The 16,388-nt window shown below is 57.2% G+C and carries 15 protein-coding genes and 1 pseudogene; 14 read left to right on the top strand and 2 right to left on the bottom strand.

The window, feature by feature from the left end; translation table 11 throughout:
* Window positions 1-141: ATP-binding protein (locus EDD52_RS22670; protein ID WP_165907653.1), on the top strand; the 141-nt coding region annotated here is incomplete at its 5' end.
* A 180-nt stretch (window positions 142-321) separates the two neighbouring features.
* On the opposite strand, the pseudogene EDD52_RS22665 reads toward EDD52_RS22670, so the two are convergent.
* Both EDD52_RS22665 and EDD52_RS22660 read right to left on the bottom strand, forming a co-directional pair.
* A pseudogene (locus EDD52_RS22665) lies at window positions 322-713 on the bottom strand (transposase); the annotation flags it as partial.
* A 261-nt stretch (window positions 714-974) separates the two neighbouring features.
* On the bottom strand, window positions 975-1,748 hold the full coding sequence (locus EDD52_RS22660) for a FadR/GntR family transcriptional regulator (RefSeq protein WP_132248896.1): 774 nt from the start codon (window positions 1,746-1,748) through the stop codon (window positions 975-977).
* A gap of 293 nt (window positions 1,749-2,041) precedes the next feature.
* Between EDD52_RS22660 and EDD52_RS22655 the strand changes: the two genes are divergently transcribed.
* The 13 genes from EDD52_RS22655 to EDD52_RS22595 all read left to right on the top strand — a co-directional run bounded on the left by EDD52_RS22655 (window position 2,042) and on the right by EDD52_RS22595 (window position 15,753).
* Window positions 2,042-3,217 carry an enolase C-terminal domain-like protein gene (locus tag EDD52_RS22655; protein ID WP_132248895.1) on the top strand — a complete coding sequence of 392 codons (1,176 nt, stop codon included), beginning with the start codon at window positions 2,042-2,044 and terminating at the stop codon, window positions 3,215-3,217.
* Between the two features lie 45 nt (window positions 3,218-3,262).
* Entirely contained in the window at window positions 3,263-4,498 is a 1,236-nt protein-coding gene (locus EDD52_RS22650; protein WP_132248894.1) for an ABC transporter substrate-binding protein, read from the top strand.
* Between the two features lie 91 nt (window positions 4,499-4,589).
* Window positions 4,590-5,489: a carbohydrate ABC transporter permease gene (locus EDD52_RS22645; RefSeq protein WP_132248893.1), complete on the top strand. Its 900-nt coding sequence runs from the start codon at window positions 4,590-4,592 to the stop codon at window positions 5,487-5,489.
* A complete protein-coding gene (locus EDD52_RS22640; RefSeq protein ID WP_132248892.1) occupies window positions 5,486-6,349 on the top strand; it encodes a carbohydrate ABC transporter permease in 864 nt (287 codons plus the stop codon). Before EDD52_RS22645 ends, EDD52_RS22640 begins: the two co-directional genes overlap by 4 nt.
* 40 nt (window positions 6,350-6,389) lie before the next feature.
* Window positions 6,390-7,466 carry an ABC transporter ATP-binding protein gene (locus EDD52_RS22635; protein ID WP_132248891.1) on the top strand — a complete coding sequence of 359 codons (1,077 nt, stop codon included), beginning with the start codon at window positions 6,390-6,392 and terminating at the stop codon, window positions 7,464-7,466.
* Window positions 7,467-7,485: 19 nt separating this feature from the next.
* On the top strand, window positions 7,486-8,997 hold the full coding sequence (locus tag EDD52_RS22630; protein ID WP_132248890.1) for a DUF5060 domain-containing protein: 1,512 nt from the start codon (window positions 7,486-7,488) through the stop codon (window positions 8,995-8,997).
* A 334-nt stretch (window positions 8,998-9,331) separates the two neighbouring features.
* A complete protein-coding gene (locus EDD52_RS22625) occupies window positions 9,332-9,760 on the top strand; it encodes an RbsD/FucU family protein (protein WP_132248889.1) in 429 nt (142 codons plus the stop codon).
* Window positions 9,761-10,024: 264 nt separating this feature from the next.
* Window positions 10,025-10,903, top strand: coding sequence for a MurR/RpiR family transcriptional regulator (locus tag EDD52_RS22620; protein ID WP_132248888.1), 879 nt, complete (start codon window positions 10,025-10,027; stop codon window positions 10,901-10,903).
* A 65-nt stretch (window positions 10,904-10,968) separates the two neighbouring features.
* Window positions 10,969-12,219, top strand: coding sequence for an ABC transporter substrate-binding protein (locus tag EDD52_RS22615; RefSeq protein ID WP_132248887.1), 1,251 nt, complete (start codon window positions 10,969-10,971; stop codon window positions 12,217-12,219).
* A 76-nt stretch (window positions 12,220-12,295) separates the two neighbouring features.
* A complete protein-coding gene (locus EDD52_RS22610) occupies window positions 12,296-13,153 on the top strand; it encodes a carbohydrate ABC transporter permease (RefSeq protein ID WP_243652078.1) in 858 nt (285 codons plus the stop codon).
* Window positions 13,143-13,949 (top strand): carbohydrate ABC transporter permease, encoded by an 807-nt coding sequence (locus EDD52_RS22605; protein ID WP_132248885.1) that lies wholly within the window; start codon window positions 13,143-13,145, stop codon window positions 13,947-13,949. The genes EDD52_RS22610 and EDD52_RS22605 overlap by 11 nt, the downstream gene beginning before the upstream one ends.
* An 11-nt stretch (window positions 13,950-13,960) precedes the next feature.
* A complete protein-coding gene (locus EDD52_RS22600) occupies window positions 13,961-14,710 on the top strand; it encodes a glycerophosphodiester phosphodiesterase family protein (RefSeq protein WP_132248884.1) in 750 nt (249 codons plus the stop codon).
* Entirely contained in the window at window positions 14,707-15,753 is a 1,047-nt protein-coding gene (locus EDD52_RS22595) for an ABC transporter ATP-binding protein (protein ID WP_132248883.1), read from the top strand. Before EDD52_RS22600 ends, EDD52_RS22595 begins: the two co-directional genes overlap by 4 nt.
* Window positions 15,754-16,388: the final 635 nt, after the last annotated feature.

Genomic DNA, 16,388 nt, shown 5'->3' with positions numbered 1-16,388 from the left:
CCATTCGATGAATGGACCGAGGTCTTCGGCTCGGAACGCCTCACAGGCGCAATTCTGGACCGCCTGACCCATCACGTGCATATCCTTGAAATGAAAGGCGAAAGCTTCCGGCTGCGCGAGAGCCGAAAAGCCCAAACCTGAACTCCATAAACCCGCGATCAGAAGGGCTGGCCTGCCGCCAGCGCGCCTTGCCGCGCGTCAACCATATGGAGAGCACGCGCGCCAAGGCGCAGCTAACTCCCAACCAAACTGTCCAATTTTACACCGGGAACTTGACCGATCTTGCTCCGGGATTAACATCCGCCTCTCGACGGCAGCCTAGTCCATCCGCCGGGACTTGTAGTGGTAGGTGGATGTGTCGAAACAAATGGCCCCACAAGCCTTCCGGATCGACACTCCCCAATCGACACACATCCCGGTCACGATCTCGCGCAAACGGCCAAGCTTCAGAGCTTTCGCCGAATGACGTCCTGAAGCATCTCCCGATCCAGCGTCAGGTTCGCGACGATCTTCTTCAGCCGACTGTTCTCGTCTTCCAGTGCCTTCAGCCTGCGCATCTCGTCGGGCAGCAAGCCGGCATACTTCTTCTTCCAATTGAAGTACGTCGCCTGGCTGATCCCAGCCTTCCGGCAGATCTCGGCGACCGGCGTGCCTCACTCGCCTTGCTTCAGGATGAAGGCCTTCTGCGCCTCCGTGAACTTCGATGCTTTCATGCGATTCCGCTCCTCTCACAGCCAGGGAAATATAGCGGAAAACTCCAGCCTCAAACGATCCAGTTTTCAGGGGGCAGAGCAGTAACAAGACCCCGATCAGTCTGACGTAATCGTTGACACCACCAGCCTGACGCGTCGATCGAAACCGGAGAACTCCGCCAATGGGCGGTCAAACGGTGGGGATCGGATCAAGTTGGCGCACACGTTACGTCACAATGAGAGATTTCGCGAGGGGCAGGTCAGGGACCAAGTTTACATCAATCATGTAAACTTCGTTTTGTTTTCCCAATATGCACGTGCAGTTCGTCTGTTGGCCTCCAGCATCTTTTCCATCTCGAGCTTAGCCACGGTTCCGTCTTTCTTCTGGATCGCTTTGGCAACAAGTAAATGCCCTTTTCGCGAGACAGGTTCGCCTCTGTCGGTTTGAACCCCAAACTCGTAAGAGATGCGCAAGACGCTCATTATCATTGGGCGCAACTGGCGCATCATCTGGTTGCCCGTCGCATCAAGGATCGTGCAATGGAACCTGCAGTCTGCTTCATAGAGAAGACTGCTATCAACAGCATCGGGGCGCAAGGCAGAGGTAGCATCAAGGATCGCCTCTACCTGTTCGGGTGTGGCTCGTTCTGCAGCTAATTCGGCGGCAGCGGGTTCGATAATACAGCGAAGTTCTGTCGACTCGATAAACATCTGCGCCATCCGTGGATGCGTCGCGTCGTGCCAGGAAACGACATCAGCGTCGAGAAGGTGCCATTCGCTGATCGGCCTGACCCTGGTCCCATAGCGCCGGGCGGTGCGCACCATTCCCTTCCCGGACAAGACCTTAATCGCATCTCTTACGGCCGTTTTGCTGACACCGAGCGATTCAGCCAATTCAGGTTCAGTGGGTATCGGCTCGCCTTCCGGGTACTCGTCATTTGCGATTCGACGGCCCAGTTTTTCGACAGCATTCTTGACGACGCCTGTGGGCAAAGCTGTTCCAAATTCGCGAGGCAACAGGAAGTCCGGGCGAGTAGCGTCATCTTTATCTTGCATTGTCAGTCTCTTACCGTAATTTCTATCAGTTCTTTACATGGTATCTAGACTTTAGATGGTATCTATGGAAGTCTGGATGATATCAAGATTGCGACAACACACCAGTCGAAATCGTGGGCTTCCTGAAGCTGCGCGCAACAAAAGAGGGTGGGGTTTGTGAAGAATATATTTCGAAGATTCCGCAACTTATGGCGGGTGAAAACGCAGCCGGTTCACCCCATTCGTCGCGTCCGCGGACTGGTGGGCGGCACCCCGAGAATTTCAGGGGATATGTTCCTTAGCGGGTCGACCAGATGAAAATTACCGGGGTCGAAACTGTGGTCGTGAATGCCTTCATTCGAAATTGGGTGTTTGTGAAGGTGGTCACTGATCAGCCCGGTCTTTGGGGATGGGGTGAAGCGACGCTGGAATGGAAAACCCGCGCCGTGACAAGCTGTGTTGAGGATCTTGCGCCTTTTGTCATTGGCGAGGACCCTTTTCGGATCGAGCATATCGCCAGCCGGATGGCCCGCTTCAGTTTTTGGAGGCTTGGCGCAATCGGGATGAGCGCGGCGTCCGGCATAGAGCAGGCGCTATGGGATATAAAAGGCAAATCGCTAGGTGTGCCGGTCTGGCAACTGCTGGGCGGGCAGGTTCGTGACGAAGTTCGGGTCTACACGCACCCGTTGCGCGGCAACCTGAAACAGGCCGCTGACGGGCACGACATCTCGGCCTTCTGCGACGACATACAGCGAACGGTCGAAATGGGGTATTCTGCGGTCAAGATGGGGCTGGTTCCATACTCTGGGTTTGATGCACCGCTTTCTTCCGTCCGTCACGTCGCGAAACTCGCCGAAGCTGTGCGCGAGAGGGTCGGAGATGATGTGGATCTCATGACCGACATGCATGGGCGCCCGGAAAACCTGACGGCCGCGAAGGCATATATTGATGTCATCGCGCCGATTTCGCCTCTGTTTGTTGAAGAGCCGCTTCAGCCCGGAAATGTGCGGTTGCTGGCACAATTGCAAAGCCAGGTAGACTGTCCGTTGGCGGCGGGGGAGCGGCTGTTCCACCCTGAAGAATTTGCCGATCTGGCCGAACATGGTGCCGTGGCATTCGTGCAGCCGGACCTGTCCCACTGCATGGGTTTTTCGGGCGGGCGCAGGATCGCGGCAATTGCTGCTGCTCGCAATATCGGCATCTGTCCACATAACCCGATGGGGCCCGTCGCCAGCGCGGTGGCGCTGCATTTCGATGTCGCGACACCAAGTTTTGTCATTCAGGAGGAATGCGTCGGGCTTGCACCGTGGTACGAAGAAATCTGCTCAGAAAACCCTGTAGAGCTGGCGAATGGGTCATGGCAAGTCCCGCACGCGCCAGGCCTTGGGATCGAAATTGACGAAGCCATTGCTGCCAAACACCCGTTTAGACAAGAGGAAATACTGGCGATGGAGGCGGTTCTCCCGGATGGGACAGTCGCCAATTGGTGAGGCCGGGCAATCATGTTCCGGATACTGACTTATGGGAGGACTACAATGAAACTTAAGACAACTCTGTGCAGTTCTATCTGCGCATTTCTTGCCACTGGCGTGACTGCAAGTGCCGAGGGTCTCACAATCTGGACGATCAATTATACGTCCGACAAACAGGTGTCCGCGCTCACTGCAGCCGAAGCCGAATTTGAGAAGCTCAACCCCGGCGTGGATGTCGAGATTGTCATGCGCGGCACCGATGAGCACAAAACGGCCCTTCGGGTGGCCTCTGGTTCGGATACCGGCCCGGACATTTACGCCTATTGGGCGGGCCTTGGTCTGGGGGGCGAATACGTTCAGGCCGGCATGAGCACGGATCTGTCGTCCTATTATGAAAGCTACGGCTGGGGTGATCGGCTCACCGGGCCCTCGCTGGCCTTCTCGGAGGCGTTCGCCGAAGGCAAGCACGGCATTCCGTTCCGGTTCTCAGGGGAGGTTGTCTATTACAACAAGGGTCTCTTCGAAAAAGCCGGCATTGAAGGTGAGCCGGAGACTTATGAGGATCTCAAGGCAGCGGCTGTGGCACTGAAAGAGCAGGGTATACCGGCATTCACGTTCGGTGGCACAGTGAATTGGCACGTCATGCGCCTGATGGATGTCATTCTTGAAACGACCTGCGGGGCAGAAAAGCACGACGCGCTTATGGCGATGGAGCTGGACTGGGCAACTGAGCCCTGCGCGCTGGAAGCCTTTACCGAGATGAAGTGGTGGACAGACGAACACTTCCTGAAGCCCTTCATGGGGATCGACAATCGTCAGGCGACGACTTTGTGGTTCGGTGATCGAGCGGCGATGATGCTGGAAGGTGACTGGCATGTTCCCACCATCGACGAGAATTCAGACATGTCCAAATACGGCATGTTTGCATTCCCGACGGGGACCGGGCGGCTCTATGGTTTCGCTGAGTACATGTATATCTCGACGAAATCAGACAAGGCTGACCTCGCTGCAAAGTTTCTGGATATGTTCACATCGGACGAATTCCAGGCGGCGCATATTGGTGCTTTCGGGGCGCTGTCCGTCAACAAGAACGTCAAGCAAGGCGATGATGCGCTGGAACTGCACAAAGAGTGGCTGGACGTCTTCGCCGCAGCAGACGGAACGTTCGTGAATGGCGATCAGGCATTTCCGCTGGATGTCACGACCGAGTATTTCCGTGTTATCAATGAATTGGCTTCCGGAGAGTTGGAACCGCAGGCCGCGGCAGACGCGATGGCTGCTTTCATTTCGACGCGGTAACTTAACCAACCGGGACCGCAGGGGGTCTGGCGCCCCGCGGTCCCATCGCGGGCACCACCTTCCAACTGCGCAGCTTTGGATATTTTTGACGATGGTGAATAGACGATATCTTCAATCCCCCCGGGCGCAGGGCATTGTGCTTCTGGCGCCTGCGCTTGCGATTTATACGCTCTTCGCTATCTGGCCGCTGATCGACGTATTTATTCTGAGCTTTCAGGATTGGAACGGGATCAACGAAAACCGCGAGTGGGTTGGCCTCAGGAACTACTATCACATCCTTTATAACGACCCGGTCTTCTGGGTCGCTTTTCGAAATACGGTCATCTGGACGATTATGTCCGTGATCTTTCCTCCGGTACTGGGTCTTTTTCTGGCGTTGGGATTGAACCAAAACCTGATTGGGCGTGCCCCGCTTCGGGCGATCTATTATCTTCCGGTCATCATCGCGCCGATTGCCGTGGCGACCATGTGGCGCTGGATGTACGACCCCTTCTTCGGCCTGTTCACGCAGTTGTTGACCAATGCTGGACTGGCTCAACTGATACCCGACTGGCTGGGCGACAAGGATGTCGCGTTGTATTCGATCTTTGTGGCCTACGTCTGGCAAAGTGTCGGGTTTTCGATGGTGCTGTTTCTGGCGGGCCTGCAAAGCGTTGACCGTTCGCTGATCGACGCGGCACGTATCGACGGGGCCAACCGTCGGAAAATTTTTGAGCATGTGACTCTGCCTGCACTCAGACCGACGATTACAATCGTCCTGGTGCTGTCGACCATCTCATCGCTCAAGGCTTTTGATATCGTCTACGGCATGACAGGCGGCGGGCCCGCGCAATCAACACAAATGCTGGCGCTCTGGGCGTTCACCCAATCGATGGAGATTTTCAATTACGGACGGGGTTCGGCCGTCTCCGTTGTTCTTCTGACAATCACGCTTGCGATCGTCGTTCCATACATGAGCTGGTCGCAACGCCGTGAAGAGGACGCCCAATGACCACAACGTCGCCTATTGTTGTGGCGCCTCGAAAGCGCCGCGACCCGGTCCTGATCGGGCTTTGGATCTCGCTTGTGCTTGTGGCCATCATCTGGCTGGCCCCGGTCGCATTCATCACGTTCACAGCGATGAAATCCGAGAGTGAAGTGTTCAGTTCGGCAGCCTTCGCCTTGCCGAGCAAGATCGAATGGAACAACTTTGCTCTGGCATGGGCGAAGGGTGATTTCAACAATACCTTCTGGAACAGCACCGTGATCACGTTGGTCAAGGTACCGCTGGGCCTGGTGATCTCGGCAATGGCGGCTTATGCGCTGGCGCAGATCCGCTTTGGCTGGAATAAGATGCTTCTGGTGTTCCTGCTGTTTGGCGCAATGATCCCGTTTCAGGTGATGCTTGCCCCGCTCTTCACGCTGGTCAATTCGCTTAGCCTGATCGACACCTATCCCGGCATTATCCTTCCGTATCTGGCGTTTGGCGTACCTTACCAAGTCTTCATTCTTCATGGCTTCTTCAAAGCTATTCCGAAGGAATTGACCGAAGCCGCGCTGATCGACGGAGCCAGCCATTTCGTCATCTTCCGCCGGATTTTCCTGCCGGTCTGCCTGCCGGTTCTGGCGGCGCTTCTTATCCTGGATTTTGTCGCTACCTGGAACGAATTTGCGATGGCGCTGGTGTTGCTGCAGGACAAAAGCATGTGGACGCTGCCGCTTGGGCTGATGTCGTTCCAAAGCCAATTCTCTAACAATTACAGCCAATTGAACGCGGCCATCGTGATTACGGTTCTTCCGGCGACGCTCGTTTATCTGATCTTCCAACGGTATTTTGTCAGTGGTCTGACCTCTGGCGCGGTGAAGGGCTGATCCGTAGCTGCAAATTGCTCTGACTTAGAAAGTGCACGATATGGCGACAGTAGAAATAGACAACCTTCACAAAAGCTACGGCGCTTTGCAGGTCGTGCATGGTGTTTCAATGTCATTTCAGGACGGGGAATTCATCATTCTGGTGGGCCCCTCGGGCTGCGGCAAGTCCACGCTATTGCGAATGATCGCGGGTCTGGAGGAGATAACAGCGGGAACCGTCTCTATTGACGGCACGGTTGTGAACAACCTGTCGCCCAAGGAACGCAACATCGCGATGGTGTTCCAGAACTACGCTTTGTATCCGCAGATGACTGTCGCCCAGAACATGGGCTTCTCTCTGGAACTCAGCAAGATACCCAAAGCCCAGATCACCGCCATGGTCAAAGAGACGGCGGAGATTCTGGGGCTGACGCCGCTCCTTGATCGCAAGCCGTCGCAGCTGTCTGGCGGTCAACGCCAGCGCGTTGCGATGGGCAGAGCCATCGTCCGCGACCCCGAGGTGTTCCTGTTCGACGAGCCGCTTTCCAATCTGGACGCCAATCTTCGGGTGAAGATGCGTGCCGAGATCAAGGCTCTGCATCAACGTCTTGGATCGACCATTGTCTACGTGACCCATGATCAGGTTGAGGCGATGACAATGGCAGATCGCATCGTCGTTCTGCGCGCAGGCCGGGTGGAGCAGATAGGCACGCCGCTGGAACTTTACGACAATCCGCAGAACATGTTTGTCGCGGGTTTCCTGGGCTCTCCGGCGATGAATTTTTTGGCTGGAAGGCTTGCCGTAGACGGTTCTCCCAGCTTGGTCCTTGAAAGCGGTGAAACGGTTGCCCTGGCCCGTCGCCCGGATGTTGGTGCCGAACGCGATGTTGTTCTTGGTGTGCGCCCGCAGGACATTTCTCTGGACCCGACCGATGGGACAGCCGCTGTCGTAAAGGTCATCGAACCGACCGGTGCGGATACCCATGTGCTGGCGGAATTGGCCGGGCAGGACGTGACCTGTGTCCTATCCGAGAGGCTGGACCTGAAAGTCGGCGACGAAATCCGCCTGTCTTTCAAAACGCCAGCCGCACATTTCTTTGATTTGAAAACCGAAGCCCGGCTAAGCGCTGGCAATTGAGAACGGGAAGGACGTAAAGATGACCATCGCAAAGTGGGATATCTTCGAGCACGAGATCAAGGCTGACATTTCTGGAAACCCTTATCTGGACGCCGAATTCTGGGGGGTATTCTCGCAAGAAAACCGGCAAATCAAGGTTCCCGGCTTCTACGATGGGGATGGCAGTTTCAAGGTCCGGTTCAGCCCGGACCAACCGGGCGCCTGGACCCTTCGTACCGTTTCCGAAACGCCAGCGCTCGACGGAAGCACCGCTTCTTTCGACGTCACAGAAGCCCGCGAGGGTGTGCATGGTCCCGTCGGGGTGCATAACCGGTTTCATTTTGCCCATGCGGACGGCACGCTCTTCGCGCCCTTCACCACGACCTGTTACGCATGGACGCATCAACCGCTGGACCAGCAAGAACAAACTCTCAAATCATTGGAATGTGGCGCTTTCAACAAGATGCGGATGTGTGTTCTTCCAAAACATTATCCCTACAACGAAAACGAGCCATTGCATCACGTCTTCGAACTGGACGAGAACGGCAAATACGATCCCGACAGCCCGAACTTCGAAGCGTTTCGCCATTTTGAAACCCAAATCGCGCGGCTTGGCGAGATGGGGATCGAGGCGGATGTCATCATCTTCCATCCGTATGATCGGTGGGGCCACTGTTTCTGGACCGAAGAACAGGATTTTCGGTATCTGCGTTACCTCGTTGCACGCATTGCCGCGCATCGGAACGTCTGGTGGTCACTGGCCAACGAGTATGACTTCATGCTTGACGTAAAGCCGATGGATCGCTGGGACCGGTTCTTTTCCATCATTGAAGAAGGCGATCCCTACCGCCATCCGAAATCGATCCACCAAGGCAGTCCGTCCAACTGTTATGACCACAGAAAACCATGGGTCGATCACGTATCGATCCAGCATTTCGACACCGTGCAAACCGCTCAATGGCGCGCTGATTACGGCAAGCCCATTGTGAACGACGAGATGCATTACGAGGGCAATATCATTCAGTGCTGGGGCAATATCTCGGCAGAGGTTTTGGTGCACCGCTTCTGGATGACAGTTATGAAGGGCGGGTATGCTGGACATGGCGAGACATACTCGCATCCGCAAGACCTGCTGTGGTGGGCGAAGGGCGGCGAACTTCGCGGCAAGAGCGCCGAACGCATCGCATTTCTGCGCGATATCGTAGAACAGGATGCCACGCACGGATTGACACCGTTTGAAGAGATTGAAGGCACGAAAGCCTGGCCCAGCCTTGGGGCGGCGAGGGACGGGGACGTCACCTATATTTACCTGGCAGAGCACCAGCCGGTGATTTGGTCGCTTGGATTGCCGCCGGAGGATGGCGACTGGGAGGTCGACATCATCGACACTTGGAATATGACAATCACGCCGGCCGAACGTGTAGCAGCGCCGGTTCCTGTGGCCATCAAACATGCCGAAAAGACAAGGGGAGGGAAGCCGGATGCGGCCTTTGGGATTGTCCTTCCCGGGAAGCCATACCTTTGCGTCCGTGTTCGCCCCAAAGCGAATTGAGTTGACAAGTTGGTCCTGCCGTAAAGTCTGAAATTATGGCTTGCCCGCAAAGCTGTAGCCCGTGCTGTCCGCTAATTTGCAAGGGCCCAGACCACGACGATGACGTTCAAAGGCAACCACGCCGCGCGTCATGCGGGGCAGCGATTGGCCATTGTTGGAGCTTGATGGTTCCTGCCCGAAATGGTTTTCTTGCATAGGTGATCTGATCGCCGGTTGGAGCGTTGCAGAACGGGCCGACAACATAGGAGGGACCGGACAGCGATATTACGGGGCCGCCGAACCCCGGCCCTGCGCCCGCCGGACAGTCCCATGCATTTACGAAAGGCGCTGCCACATGCTTATCGGAATCGACCCCATCCTCTCGCCTGATCTTCTCAGAACGCTTCGGGCGATGGGACACGGTGACGAGATCGTCATTGCTGACGCGAACTTTCCCGCCGAGGCCTGCGCCCGTACTTTGCACCGGGCCGACGGGATCGAGGCGCCACGCCTCCTTGAGGCGATTCTCGGGGTCATGCCGCTGGACACTTTCGGCGAGAACCCGGCAAATGTGATGGCGGTGGTCGGCAACCCGGATGAGATCCCGCCAGTGGTTGCCATCTTCCAGTCCACCATTGATGAGACCGCCGATACCCCCGCCCAGCTAAGCTCGATCGAGCGGTTCAGCTTCTACGACCGGGCCAAACAGGCATTTGCAATCGTTCAAACCGGCGAAAAGCGGCTCTACGGCAACATCATTTTGCGCAAAGGCGTCGTCAAATAGTTGGCTACGCCAGTGACCGGGCCACAACCAAGATGAATTTCAAGCGGCGCATGTGATATCCGGACGGCAATGCGCTGTCGTCCGGTCGAGCATTGATGCCCGACCGACTTCATCGCCGCTGAGACCGGTGCATATGGAACTGCGAGCCGCGCAATGACGCCGTCTCACAGAGAAAATCTGCATTCCTCTTTTGCCTGAGGGCTGTCACCAAAGCTTCACGCAATCGATAACTGCAATTTACATTGTAGCTGCAATTTGTTTTGCATGAATGAAATCGCGCCCACCTCATCCCTCGATACGCTGTTGTCGCGTAATGCCGATAGGTTGACCGCGACGGACAGTCGCCTGCTGAAAGTGCTTCTGCAGGATCCGATGCGTGCGGCGATCGAGAACGGCAAGGAGATTTCTGATCGCGCAGGGGTGCATCCCGCCTCTGCCGTGCGTCTGGCGCAACGGTTGGGGTTCGACGGATATCCGGCCTTTCGCGCCTTCCTGTGTGCCAATTTAACCGAGGGCGGGCGCGATTTCGGCACCGCGTCGGCGCGAATGGCGGCGCGGTTGGTGCGCGCGGAAGAGGGCGGTTTGCTGGCCTCTGTCATCCGTGGCGAGATTGCATCGTTGGAAAGGCTCCGCTTGATGGTGACGGATGCCGACATCCGGACATTTTCAAATCGCTTGTGCGAGGCGCGGCGGATTTACCTGCTGGGGCAGGGGCATGCGGCAAGCCTTTCGAGACTGGTGGCGTTGCGTCTGAAACGCTCGGGTTATGACGCCCGAGATCTGGACGCCGAACGTGGAGCAATGGCGATGGCGCTTAGGGGGTTGGCCCCGGCGGATGTTGTCTGGTTGTTTTCGTTTCGCGCGCCTCACGCTGCAATTCTGTCATTGGCGGATTTGGCGCACTCGCAGAACGCAACCGTTCTGGCCCTCACCGATGAGGCCAGCGCGCCGATCTGGCCCGCGCCACATCACCTGATTCGCGTGTCGCGCGGCGAGGCGGGAGAGCCGCAATCCCTGACCGTGCCGATGGCCGTCGTCAATGCCGTGATCCTCGATCTAGCGGGGATCGACGACGGCCGCTCCCTGGCCGCTCTCGAAGAGTATCGCAAGTTTCGTTCCAAGCTGCCCCCGGATTGGAATTGAGCGCGCCAAAATAGAAACAATAAAAATCAACCGAGTAATTCAACCCTGAACACGAGGATAACCCCATGTTCGACACTCTCAAGACCGTCGCTGCGACCAGCCTGCTGGCGCTCTCTTCCAATGCCGCCTTCGCCGAAACCAAGGTGGAATTCTGGCACAGCTTCTCTGGCAATAGCGGCGAGGTGCTCGACGGCATCGTCGCGGACTTCGAAGCTGCCAACCCGGATATCAACATCGATGCGCAGCATATCGGCAACTACAATGATATCGTCACTAAGCTGCAGGCCGCCATCCCGGCCCGTCGCGCGCCCGATGCGGTCATCATGGAAGTCACGCGCTACGGCCTGTTCGCAGACCGCGGCGTCCTGACAGATCTGACCGACTATCTGGAGGCAGATCCGTTGAAAGATGAACTGTTTGATTTCGCGCGCGAAGTCGGCGTTTACGACGGCAAGAACTTCATCGTGCCCTTCAACTCGTCCACGCCGGTGCTTTATGTCAACACCGCGATCTTTGCAGATGCCGACATGGAGGACGTCCCGGCGCTCACCACCTTCGACGAAATCCTGAGCGCCGCACAACAGGTGCAGGCAAAGCTGGGCGATCAGGGCATTTCTGGCATAGCCGCCCCGGGCCAATTTGCGCGTTGGGGCCTGATCATGGCCAATGAAAGCGATCTTATCGACAGTGTGTCCGGCGAAATCCTGATTGACGCCCCCAATACAATCGAAGCCTACGAATGGATGGCCTCGCTGGTGCATGAGCATGGCGTGGCTTCGGTCGACGGTGTGACCAAGGAGAATAACGGTCGCGATGCGTTTCTTGCGGGCAAGGTCGGCATGATGATGAACTCTACCGGCAATTACCGCCGCTCGAAAACTGCGCTGGGGGATGACCTTCTGGTGCTGCCCATGCCTTGCAACAAGACCTGCGCGGCCCCCATCGGCGGGGCGGGCATCGGCATTCTTTCAACCTCTGCGCCAGAGGTAAAGGATGCAGCTTACAAGTTCATCAGCTATGCGGCCGGGGCCGGGTCAAACGCCAAATGGTTCGCGGGCACCGGCTATATGCCGATCAACAAACACACCAAGGATCAACCCGTTGCAGAGGAGGCCCTGAAGGGCGAGCCGGGCATCACCGTCGCCATCGAGCAGCTCTCTGTCGCCCGTGGCCGTCCGCGCCCGCCGGTTGTGACATGGATGCGTGCCAGCGAATACGACATGTGGCAGGCCATGGCACTGGGTCAACACGACGTGGCGCAGACGCTGAAAGATTTCGCGTCCCAGACCCGCGCCGAAGAAGCGCGCACCAACTAAGCCCGAACGCTTGATCCTATGCCGGGCCTGATCTTGGCCCGGCATTTTTCATAGGGACACTGCCATGCATTCGCGAATGACACCTTATCTGCTGATTGCGCCGCTTTTGGCGTTTATCGCGGTTTTCACCTACATTCCGATCCTGACCAGCGTCGATCTGTCGTTCCGTGAATGGGATTTCCTGACCGCAGCCAAGCCCTGGGTCGGGACCGAAAATTACCGGCTTGTCCTGTCTTCCACGCAATTCTGGAATTCGGTCAAGGTCACTGCGATTTTCGCGCTGGTCTCTGTCCCGTTGCGACTGCTTCTGGCGATTGGCATTGCCAGCTATCTGGTGCGCGAAGCGTTGCCGCAACGCCTGTTGCGCGGTGCGCTGTTTCTGCCCTCGGTCACGTCGACGGTGGCGATCGCGGTAGTCTTTTCATGGCTGTTTGCCACCGATTACGGCGTAATCAACGCCGCGCTGGCAGTCTTTGGCCTGCCGAAAATTTATTGGCTGCAAGACCCGCAACTGGCGCTCTGGGTCATCATTTTTGTGAATACCTGGAAGCAGTTGGGCTATGACATCGTGATCTACATCGCGGGGCTACAGGCCATCCCGACAGATCTTTACGACGCAGCCAACGTAGATGGCGGCAAGCGGTTCCACGTCTTCCGAAGGGTCACGGTGCCGCTGGTCATGCCGACCACTTATTTCCTGCTGGTGATCTCGATGATCGAGGCGTTTCAGGTCTTTACCGTGGTCGATGTTATGACGCGCGGCGGACCGGCTGGCGCAACCGACATGGTGGTTAACATGCTCTACCGCGTGGGGTTTACACTCTTCGACATCGGTCAGGGATCGGCCATCGCAGTGCTTCTGTTCATCCTGTTGATCGCGCTGGCGGTGTTCAAGGCCCGTGTGCTGGGGCGGAGGGTTCATTATGAAGCGTGAGACCCTCTGGTCCTGTGCGGCGCTGGTCGCCGGGCTGATCTTTCTTTCGCCCGTGCTGTACACCATCTGGATGTCGTTCCTGACGGTGGACAGCTACTATTCCGGTGATCCGGTCCTGACTTTGGCGAACTACCGCGCAGCCTTTGGCCAATACGATTTCTTGCGGTATCTGCTGAACTCTCTGCTGGTGTCCGGCGTCGTGACTTTGGGTGGGTTGGCGCTGGCGGTGATGGCGGCCTTTGCCTTTGCGCGCTTCGACTTTCCCGGCGGCAATTTCCTCTTTGCTGCGGTGGTGGCGACGCTGATGATCCCCGGTCACATCACCCTGATCCCCAACTACCTGACACTGGCCAATCTTGGGCTGCTGGATACCTATGCAGGCCTGATCCTGCCGGCCATCTCCAACGGGTTCGCCGCCTTCTTTCTGCGCCAATACATCCGGGGCATCCCCCGCGCTCTGGACGAGGCCGCATACATGGATGGTGCCCGGCCGCTTCAAGTGCTGTGGCGGGTGATTGTGCCAATTGCGCGGCCCGCAATTTTGTCGATGGGGCTGTATATCTTCATCACCGAGTGGAACAATTACATCTGGCCGCTGGTGGCGATCAACGACAGTGACCTCTACACGCTTCAGATCGGTCTGGCGAAGCTGTATCGCGAGAACCCCGGCGAAGACGTCATCAACTGGCCGCTTGTTATGGCGGCCTCGACTATCACCATCCTTCCTATCCTGCTTGGCTTTCTTGCGGTAGAGCGGCACCTCGTGCGCGGCATCACCATGGGGGCCGTGAAATGACGGAGCAGACCATGAAACGTATAGCCTCTCACCGCGGCGGAACGCTGGAATTCGGCGACAGTACGCCTCAGGGCTTTGCCGCCACCGCGCAACTGCCGGTGGACGAGGTGGAGTTTGATCTGCACCCGACCGCAGATGGCGCGATCATCGTGCACCACGACCCGACCCTTGACCGGACCACTGACACGCAGGGCGCCATTGCCGAGCTGCCAGAGGCTACGGTTCGTGCGGCGGTGATCGATTATGGCTCCGGCGGGCATCCCCTTACCTTGGCCGAGCTTTGCGCAGTTTATCGTAACAGCCCGGTGGATTTCCGCTGCGAATTCAAACCCGACGCCGCAGGCCGCCCCTATGCCGATTTCATCCCCGGCGTGCTGGACGTTCTGGCACAGGAAAGGATGTTGGCACGCACCACCTTCTCTTCCTTCCTGATCGAGACCCAGGACGAATTGGCGCGATTGACCAACCGACCCCGGCTCTGGCTGGTCAGCCCGCCGGTGCTGCGGCAATTGGGCGATGCCGGGGTGATCGAATTGGCGCTGGCCCATGGTATCCCCGAGATATCGGTCCAGATCGACTATGCAGATGGGGCGCTGATGGCACGGGTGAGAGAGGCTGGTCTGGCCTTTGGCTGTTTTGGCGCGCATACGGCGGCGCAGATAGACAAGGCGCTCGCATTGGGGGTGAAGGTTTTCACCTCCGACCGGCCCAGCCTCGCTTTGGCGCGCCGCGCTGCTTTTGACAAAGGTCAGCGGGCATGACCGGGATCTCGTTGACAAATATCCGTAAAAGCTATGCCAACGGGCCGCAGGTGCTGCACGGCGTGTCGATGGACATACGCCCGGGGGAGTTCGTCGTCATCGTCGGTCCTTCTGGCTGTGGCAAATCCACCCTTTTGCGTATGATCGCCGGGCTTGAAACCTGTGTAGATGGCGAGATCTGTATCGGGGGTCGTCGCGTGAACAATGTCGCCCCGCGCGACCGTGACATCGCGATGATCTTTCAGAACTATGCGCTCTATCCACATATGTCGGTGCGCGAGAACATCTCTTTCGGTCTGGAACTGCGCGGCATGAAACGTGCCGCCCGCCACGCCCGCGCAGAAGAGGTCGCCCGCATGCTGCACCTTGACCCCTATCTCGATCGAAAGCCCGGGGCGCTGTCAGGTGGCCAGCGTCAGCGGGTCGCGATGGGCAGGGCAATGGCGCGCGAGGCCGGTGTCTTCCTGATGGACGAACCCCTGTCCAACCTCGACAATGCGCTGCGGGTCGAGATGCGTTCTGAAATCAAGTCGTTACACCGCAAGGTGGGTGCCACGCTGGTTTATGTTACGCATGACCAGACCGAGGCCCTGTCGATGGCCGACCGGATCGCCGTCATGCGGGGCGGTCACTTGCAACAGTTCGATACACCTGCGGCGATTTACGACCGACCGGCAAACCGCTTTGTTGCGGGGTTTCTTGGCCAGCCGTCGATGAATTTCATGTTGGCGGGTGACGTGCCGGAATGGACCGGACCGCCTGCCGTGACATTGGGACTGCGCCCCGAGGCTATCGAGGTGGTGGCATCAGGGCCAGGCCTGCCCGGGCGGGTGCTTCTTTCAGAGATGACCGGTGCCGATGTGACCCTGCATTGTGAAACCGCAGCCGGAAAGATAGTGGTCACCACGCCGCGGGTTACGGTCTCGGGCTTGAATGAGACATTGGTGCTTCGCCCCGATTTGAGCCGCGCCCATGTCTTCGATACAAAAACCGGCGCCCGCCTCGAGTTACCTGAACATGTCCAGAATGCGATCTGGGCCTGAAGCATGGTAGTGTCGCAAGGTTCCGGATTTCGGTCGCGTTACCGGGCGCGTCGAGCCAGTCCCTACACTTCCCCAAGACCCAGCCTGGATTGAAGATTTAACTAAAATCAAAGGCGCTGTGTCTGAATTCCGTGATCATATACGCAGCTTTTTCCACGTTCGCTTTCCAGTTTCTTATCTCGAGATCGAGGAGGTCATGGCAGAAGGTGGGATCGATATGAAACATGCAAAGTTCAATCGCCGGGTCAAACACTACGTCGACGTCGTCGCTATTGATTCTTATTGTCGGAAGGCACCGGCCTGTGTCTCTGCGGATGGGCGAAAATTGGGTGAAGGTCGAAGGTCTCTGGATTTATTGCTACCCAACGATCGATAAATGCCTCAAACGCTTAACCGTGCTGCAATTAATCGCGTGTTCTTATTGTGGCAGGTCACTGCTCTCCCATCATTTGGCTTTCTAGATGCGCATGAATGAGGTACGTAAGTCAAAGATTGCTACCCCCCTGGATTTTCTGCGGACTGTGCAAAAGGGTCGGGGAAGGTGTTGATTGTCACTGAGAACTGACCCGGTATTTTCACCGAGAATTGACCCACTCTCAATTATGCGTCGTGGTCTATGACGCGGTCAATGTTTT

Origin of the sequence: Primorskyibacter sedentarius, assembly GCF_004342065.1 — a bacterium.
GTDB classification, from domain to species: domain Bacteria; phylum Pseudomonadota; class Alphaproteobacteria; order Rhodobacterales; family Rhodobacteraceae; genus Primorskyibacter; species Primorskyibacter sedentarius.
The sequence above is the reverse complement of the archived record's forward strand: the minus strand, read 5'-3'. Positions and strand labels throughout refer to the sequence as shown.